Source organism: Trueperaceae bacterium (assembly GCA_023954415.1).
Lineage (GTDB): Bacteria > Deinococcota > Deinococci > Deinococcales > Trueperaceae > JAAYYF01.
The window spans coordinates 237,154-244,469 of the sequence record JAMLIB010000006.1; the positions used below are offsets into that span (position 1 = coordinate 237,154).

Annotated in this window: 6 protein-coding genes; 2 read left to right on the forward strand and 4 right to left on the reverse strand. The window is 72.4% G+C overall.

Annotation, left to right across the window (positions count from 1 at the left end; genetic code table 11):
* Positions 1-137: 137 nt before the first annotated feature.
* Positions 138-2,444 carry a hypothetical protein gene (locus M9914_09775; GenBank protein ID MCO5174464.1) on the reverse strand — a complete coding sequence of 769 codons (2,307 nt, stop codon included), beginning with the start codon at positions 2,442-2,444 and terminating at the stop codon, positions 138-140.
* A 122-nt stretch (positions 2,445-2,566) separates the two neighbouring features.
* Between M9914_09775 and purM the strand changes: the two genes are divergently transcribed.
* Positions 2,567-3,631, forward strand: a complete 1,065-nt coding sequence (purM, locus tag M9914_09780; protein MCO5174465.1) for a phosphoribosylformylglycinamidine cyclo-ligase — start codon at positions 2,567-2,569, stop codon at positions 3,629-3,631.
* 127 nt (positions 3,632-3,758) lie between these two features.
* Here purM and M9914_09785 read toward each other — a convergent pair whose 3' ends face one another.
* The 3 genes from M9914_09785 to M9914_09795 all read right to left on the reverse strand — a co-directional run bounded on the left by M9914_09785 (position 3,759) and on the right by M9914_09795 (position 6,497).
* On the reverse strand, positions 3,759-5,228 hold the full coding sequence (locus M9914_09785; GenBank protein ID MCO5174466.1) for a HAMP domain-containing histidine kinase: 1,470 nt from the start codon (positions 5,226-5,228) through the stop codon (positions 3,759-3,761).
* Between the two features lie 24 nt (positions 5,229-5,252).
* On the reverse strand, positions 5,253-5,930 hold the full coding sequence (locus M9914_09790) for a response regulator transcription factor (protein ID MCO5174467.1): 678 nt from the start codon (positions 5,928-5,930) through the stop codon (positions 5,253-5,255).
* 72 nt (positions 5,931-6,002) lie between these two features.
* Positions 6,003-6,497, reverse strand: a complete 495-nt coding sequence (locus M9914_09795; protein ID MCO5174468.1) for an S-ribosylhomocysteine lyase — start codon at positions 6,495-6,497, stop codon at positions 6,003-6,005.
* Positions 6,498-6,605: 108 nt separating this feature from the next.
* Between M9914_09795 and M9914_09800 the strand changes: the two genes are divergently transcribed.
* Positions 6,606-7,229: an NYN domain-containing protein gene (locus M9914_09800; protein MCO5174469.1), complete on the forward strand. Its 624-nt coding sequence runs from the start codon at positions 6,606-6,608 to the stop codon at positions 7,227-7,229.
* The last annotated feature ends 87 nt before the right edge of the window (positions 7,230-7,316 follow it).

The window sequence follows — 7,316 nt, forward strand, 5'->3', positions numbered from 1 at the left end:
GCCGGTCTCCTACCGGGCGACATCTTATCCGCCCGGCGTGAGAACGTCGGCCGGGAAGGCTCCCGCCGGCGGTGCGGCGGGCCGCTCACGCCGAAAGCCGCGCGGTGCCCGCCGCCGCGGCGCTCCTCGCCCACCCGTCAGTCGAGGAAGGCGCCGACGTCGCTCGGGTCGACGTCGGTCGCCAGCCTGGCCCCCGGGTACCTCTGCGGCGTGCGCGCGAGGAGCTCTTCGAGCCTGACGTCGTCGGCGGCGCGCAGGAGGAGCTGGTAGAGGTAACGCCCCTTGAGGCGCTCCACCGGGGCGCTCGCGGGGCCGAGCACCTCGTCGGCGCGCGCGCCGCCCGTGAGCAGACCGTCGGCCGCCGCCTGCGCCGCAGCCAACGCGCTGCCGCGGTCGCGCGCCGAGAACTGCAGCTTGGCGAGGCTCGCGAACGGCGGGTAGCCGAAGCGCTTGCGGCGGGCGAGCTGCTTGCCGACGAGGACCTCGAGGGCCGCCGCCGGGTCCGGCGCGGCGAGCGCGGCCAACAGCTCGTGCTCCGGCGAGTGCGTCTGCACGACCATGAGGGGGCGGCGGCCACCGCTCAGCTCGGCGAGGCGCAGCAGCGTGCGCGTCGCCTCCTCCTCGGCTCGGAAGTCGGCAGCGGCCAAGTGCGTGTCGAAGTGGGTCACGCCGATGAGGGAGAGCTCCGGCAGCGGCGGCAGCGCAAGGAGCGCGTGCGTGCCGACGACCACGCCGGCAGCCCCGGTCAACAGGGGGCCGACGTCGTCGCGGTGGTCCTTGTCGTAACGGTAGACGGGGAAGCCACCGAGGCTCTTGCGGAGCTGGTCGGCCACCCACTGCGTGCCGGCGCCGCGGAGCGGTCCGATGCCCGCGCTGCCGCACGCCGGGCAACGAGCAGGCGGCCGCTCCTCGTGACCGCACTGGTGGCAGCGGAGCACGCCCTCGTCGCGGTGGTAGCGCAGCGTGAGGTCGCAGTTCGGGCAAGGCGCCTGCCAGCCGCACTCGGAGCAGCCTAACGAGCCGGAGTACCCCCTCCGTGGGGCGAGGATGAGCGCCTGGCGTTCCCGGTCGACGACCTGCCTCAGGGTCCGGGTGAGGTCCGGGTGCACGGGCCAGTTGCCGCTGCCGTTGAGGTCGGCCACGTGCAGGCGCAGCGCGGGCAACGGCAGGTCGACGCGCGAGCCGCGCGGTATGCGCGCGAGGAGGTCCGGGCCGGCCACGAGGTCGAGGAGGGTGAGCCGCGCGCCCGCGGCCTTGGCGGTCACGCGCGCGGCCTTCGACACGAGGGTGCGCGACCCGGCCTGCAGCTTGTAGGCGGGGCTGGCCGCGTCGAGGACGACGAGCCGGCCTAGGGGCTCGACCGGGGCGAGGAGCGCGAGGTACGTGCCGACGAGGACGTGGGGGGGCGCACCGGGCAGGTCGCGCCACAAGCGCAACCTGGCGCCGTCGGAGGCCTCGCCCGTGAGCAGGCTCGTCGGCAATGCGGTCGCAAGCATGGCCGCCGCCTCGGCCGCCATGGCCGTCTCGGGCGCGAGCACGACGGCGCAGGCGCCGGCGCTCAGGTCCTCCCGCAGCCGCGGCACGAGGGCGGCCAGGCGCTCCAGGCGCGTGCCGCCGACCACGGCGCCGTCGCCGGCGGGGGCGATGGCGCCGACGGGCGGCAGGGCCGTGGCCGCCGGCGCCGGCGCCGGGCTGGGGGGCTCCTCGGCCGCGACGTCCACGTACTCGGCGTAGCCCTTCGTCACGAGCGCCCGCACCGCGCTGGCGCCGACCTCGGCCTCCTCGGCCAGCGCTGCGGCGCTCGGCGCCTCGCCGATCTCCCACAGCCGTTCGAGCGCGATGCGCTGGGCCAGGCGCCTGGCGCCCTCGAGGTCGGCGTCGGGTTCGCGGGCGGGCACGAGCACCCGCGTGGTCGCGACGACCGGCAGCGCGCGCTCGTCGATCAGCCCCTGCTTGCGCAGCTCCTCCAGGCCCTTGGCCGGCACGAGGGCGGCGGGCATCCAACCGTCCTCCGCCTCGGGGGCGTCCGCCGGGGCGAGGGTCGCGCCCATCGCGTTCAGGTAGCCCAGGGCGCCGGGGTGAAGGCGCACTCGATGGTCGAGCTCCTGGTGCAGGCCCGGCGGGTTGAGGGTGGCGAGCACGAGCCCGGCCGGCACGCCGGAATGCCTGGCAAGGTGGGCGATGGTGGCCAGACCGGCCCGCGTGAGCCAGGGGCGCCCGTCGAGGGTGTGGACGGCGTGCCTGAGCTCCAGGCCCCGGCCGGCGTCGACGGTCCTGACGTCGGCCACGATCCCGATGCGCACGCCGGCCTGCCAGGGCACCACCACGCGCTGGCCTGGAGCGGGCGTGGCGGCAGCGTCCGCCCCCTGCCGCCCGACCACGGGCGGCAGGTACGTCAGCTGGCCTATCGGCAGGGGCAGGAGTACGTCGATGGCGGACGGCACCGTCCCCAAGTCTAGCGACGAGCGGGTCCGTGGCACGTAGGCGGCGGGCGCGGACGTGCCGGGTGCGGCGAGGCGGGGGGCGAGGTGCTCCCGTCGGGCGGCGCCGCAGTTACGATGCGCGCATGGCTGCAGGAGACCTTCAGGACGGTAAGCGCGGGGCGTACCGGGCCGCCGGCGTCGATCTAGGGGCCGCCGACGAGGCGCTCGGGCGCATAGGGGCGGTGGTGGCGAGCACGTACACGCCCGGCGTGGTGCGCGGGCTGGGGGCTTTCGGTGGCCTGTTCGCCCTGCCGACGGGCCTGCGGGAGCCGACGCTCGTCGCGTCGACCGACGGGGTCGGCACCAAGACGGTGATCGCGACGGCCACCGGCCGCATCAGGCAGGTAGGCCGCGACCTCGTCAACCATTGCGTCAACGACATCCTCGTCCAAGGGGCCGAGCCGCTCTTCTTCCTCGACTACGTGGCGTCGTCGCGCCTCGACCCCGCCGTGGTCGCCGAGGTCGTGACGGGTGTGGCCGAGGCGTGCCGCGAGGCCGGGATGGCCCTCCTCGGCGGCGAGACGGCGGAGATGCCCGGCGTGTACGTAGCCGGGCAGTTGGACGTCGCCGGCACGGTCGTCGGCATCGTCGAACGCGCCGCCGTCGTGGACGGCGGGAGCGTGACGGCGGGCGACGTCCTGCTCGCCTTCGAGTCGGGCGGCTTGCAGACGAACGGCTTCAGCCTGGCGCGGCACCTGGTGCTGGCGGCCGACGAGCGGCTGAACGCGCCGCTCCCGGGCGACCCGGCCGGGCGCACGGTCGGCGCCGCCCTGATGGCCGAGCATCGGAGCTTCCTCCCCGCCGTGCGGCCGCTGCTGGCGGCGGGTCTCGTGAAGGCCATGGCGCACATCACGGGCGGCGGGCTCCCCGGCAACGTCCCGCGCAGCCTGCCGGCCGGTCTGGGGGCCGTCGTGCGCAAGGGCAGCTGGCCCGTGCCGGCCATCTTCGAGCACCTCGTCGCGCTGGGCGACATCGGCGTCGCCGACGCGTACTCCGCCTTCAACATGGGGGTCGGCTTCGTGCTGGTCGTCTCCCCCGCCGACGTCGGCGGGGTCAGGGAGCTCGTCGCGGCGTCGCCGGCAGGCGGCTGGGCCAGGTTGCACGCGATCGGCAAGGTCGTGGCGGGCTCGGGCGTGCGGCTGGAGTGAGCGCGCCTGCCTACGCTCGGCGCGCCACGGTCATCCGCGGCGGCTAGGGGCCGCCGCGGCGCCGCCGAACGACCAGGCCCTGCCCCGACCCGCACTCGCAGCGGCTTGAGCGCACCGGGGCCAGGACCTACTGCGGCCTGACGCGGCCGATGACGTTGTCGACGAGCGTGGCGCGCACGTTGGCGGCCAGGTCCATGGTGTTCCTGACCTCGAGCGCGGGCACCGTCACCGTGAAGACCGTTCCCTCCCCGAGGCGCGACTCGACGGACACGGTGCCCCCGTGCTGCTGGACGATCCACTTGACGATGGCGAGCCCGAGGCCGCTGCCGTTACCGCGCGTCGAGCGCGCGCCGTCGACGCGGAAGAACCGCTCGAAGAGGTGCGGTAGCGCGTCGGCCGGGATGCCCGCGCCGTCGTCGAGGACCTCGAGGTGCACGAGGGAGCGTTCGGGCCTCAGCGTGACCGTCACGTTCTTGGCTCCCGCGTTCAAGGCGTTCTGGACGAGGTTGAGGAGCACCTGCTTGAGGCGCGTGAAGTCGCCCATGACCTCGGCGAGCGGCGTCGAGGCGCGCACGTGGATCTTCGCCCCGCCCGCGACGGGGGCGACCTCCTGCTTGACGGCCTCGACGACCTCCACGAGGTTCATGGGCTCGAGGTGCACGGTGAAGCCGGCGTCGGCGCGCGCGAGCTCGAGCAGGTCGTTGACGAGCTTGCCCATGCGCTCGCTCTCGCGCCTGATGACCTCGAGCGACTCGACCTGGTCAGGCGTCGGGCCCGTGCGCCTGAGGAGGTAGTTGACGTGCCCGCCGATGGCCGTAACGGGCGTGCGCAGCTCGTGACTGGCGTCGGCAGTGAAGCGCCGCTGCGTCTCGAACGACTCCTGCAGCCGGTCGAGCATGTGGTTGATGGTCACGCCGAGCTCGCGGATCTCGTCGCGGTTGACGGGGACGGGCACGCGTTGGCTTAGCTCGGAGCCCGACACCTTCGAGGCCGCCGCCGTGACGCGCTTGAGGGGCCCGAGGACGCGCTCGGAGAGGAGCCACACGCCGAGGGCGAAGACGAGGAACGCGATGAGGACCGTAGCTATGAGGTCGCGCGCGAGCTGGTCGAGCGTCTGGGCCATGAGCGACATGCGCACGCCGACGAGGACGGCCGCCTGAAACGTGACCCCCTGCGCCGGGAAGGTGACGGGCGCGAGCCGGCCGAGCACCCGGATCTGCTCGCCCCTGACGCTCACCACCTCGCCGACCTCGCCCGTAGTGATGAACGTCTGGGCGGCCGCGTCCGACAGCGGCCCCAGGAGGTTGGAGTTCCCGTCGTACGTGGCGCTGCTGCGGAGGCTGGCGACGCTCTCCGGTATGCGCCCTTCCAGGCCGACGATGAGGACCTGGTAGTAGGTGTTGCTCGGCAGCTTCTGCACGGCCTGCGTGATGCTCGACCCCCCGCTCGTCAGCTCGCCGAGGGCGCGCTCCGCGCTGTCGGTGATGCCGACGGCGAGCGAGCGCTCCGTGAGCACGTACACGGAGACGGCCACTGCGGACAGGATGACCGCGATGAACGCCCCGAAGACGATCGTGAGCTGCAGCCGTAGTTTCACGTCAGGTTCCGCCCGGCGGCGCGCCTACTCCTCGCGCAGCACGTATCCGACGCCGCGCACCGTGTGCACGAGGCGCCGTTCGCCTTCCTGCTCGAGCTTACGCCGCAGGTAGCCGACGTACACGTCGACGACGTTACTGCCGCCCGTGTACTCCGGCCACACCTTCTCCTCGATCTCGAAGCGGCTGAAGACCTTGCCGGGGTTCCTCGCGAAGAGCTCGAGGAGCTCGAACTCCTTGGCCGACAACTCGATGCGCCTGCCGTCACGGAACACCTCGCGCCCATCCAGGTTCATCACGAGGTCGACGACGCGGACCTCGCCGGTGACCGCGGGGTTGACGCGCCGCAGGTGCGCGCGGACGCGAGCGAGGAGCTCCTCGATGGAGAAGGGCTTGACGAGGTAGTCGTCCGCGCCCGAGTCGAGGCCGGTCACCTTGTCGTCCACCGAGTCCTTGGCCGTGAGGATGATGATCGGGGTGTTGCTCGTCTTGCGGATGCGCCTGGCGACCTCGAGCCCGTCGAGGACGGGGAGCATCAGGTCGAGAACCACAAGGTCGGGGTTCAGCTCGCGGAACTTGGAGAGGCCCGTGACGCCGTCGTAGCTGACGACCGTGTCGTAGTTCTCGGCCTGCAGCTCGAGGTCGATGAACTTGGCTATCTCCTTCTCGTCCTCCACGATGAGGATCTGCGGTCTACGTTCCATGGCGCAAGGATGGCACGCGTTCTCATGAGAGACTTGATGAGCGCGTGAACGCCGGATTAGAGCTAGGCCTGGTCAGTTCCCGTCGCCGATGGGCACGGTCGGCTGCACGACGATCTCGCGCTCCAGCACGCCGGCCGCCCACGCCTTGGCGCCCGGCAGCGAGTGGTCGCGCCAGTTGCCGCAGCGCTGCCGCGTGCACCCCGGGACCTCGCCCGTGTGGCCAGCCACGGCGCTCAGTGCGGCCGCGAAGGCGTCGCGCACGGCGGTCTCGGCGGGTTCGCCGAGCACGGTCAGGTAGAAGCCCGTGCGGCAGCCCATCGGGCTGGCATCCACCACCACTACGCCCGGCAGGGCGGCGCGGAGGTAGCCGGCGAGCAGGTGCTCCATGGTGTGAAGGGCGGCGGTGGGGACCTCGGCCTCGTTCGGCTGCACGAGGCGCAGGTCGAACTTGGTGACGACGTCGCCCCGCTCGCCGGCGTAACGGGCGGCGAGGCGCACGTACGGCGCCCTCACCTTGTCGTGGTCGAGTTCGAAGCTCTCCAGTCGCGGCGCGCTCAATCCTGGCACCCAGGGAGTATAGCCGCGACAGCAGTTAGACTGGCACCGGCTGCCGGAACCTATGCGCGGCATGCTGCCGATCACGCTATCGAGGAAGGGTCAAGCGGACAACCACGTATGGAACGAGACAACAGCGGCCGGACAGGCCGGCAGAAGGAGAAGAGCGAGGCGCCACAGGCCGGCCAGCGGCGACCGGCGCCCGCACAGCGACCGTTCATGCCTGCGGAGCGGGTCGCCATCTTCATCGACGGCAGCAACCTTTACAACGGCATGCGCGAGAACCTGCGCAACACGCGCGTCAACCTCGCTGAGCTGATCAACCAGCTCCTGCGCGACAGACCCCTCTTCCGCACGTACTACTACAACGCACCGCTCACGGACGACTACGACGAGGAGCTCAGAGAGGGCCAGCAGCGGTTCTTCGACTCCCTACGGCGCATCCCGTACGTCACCGTGCGGTTCGGGAAGCTGCACCGGCGCCCGGACGGCTCGATGGTCGAGAAGGGGATCGACGTCGCCATCGCGGTCGAGGCCCTGTCGCTCGCGTACGAGGACGCGTACGACACGGCCCTGCTCGTCTCCGGCGACGGCGACTACGTAGAGCTGGTCGAGGCGGTCAAGCGCCGCGGCAAGCACGTCGAGTGCGCCATGTTCCGCAACCAGTCGGCCGGCACGCTCCTCGAGCACGTCGACATCTTCCAGAACCTCGACGAGCTCGATTGGAGCCGCATCGTCTTCTAGCGTCCAGCGTCGCCGGCCCGGCACGCTCCGCCGCGGGCGGCGGCGGTCGGACCGGAGCCCGCCAGCCTCAGGGAAACGTGAAGGGGC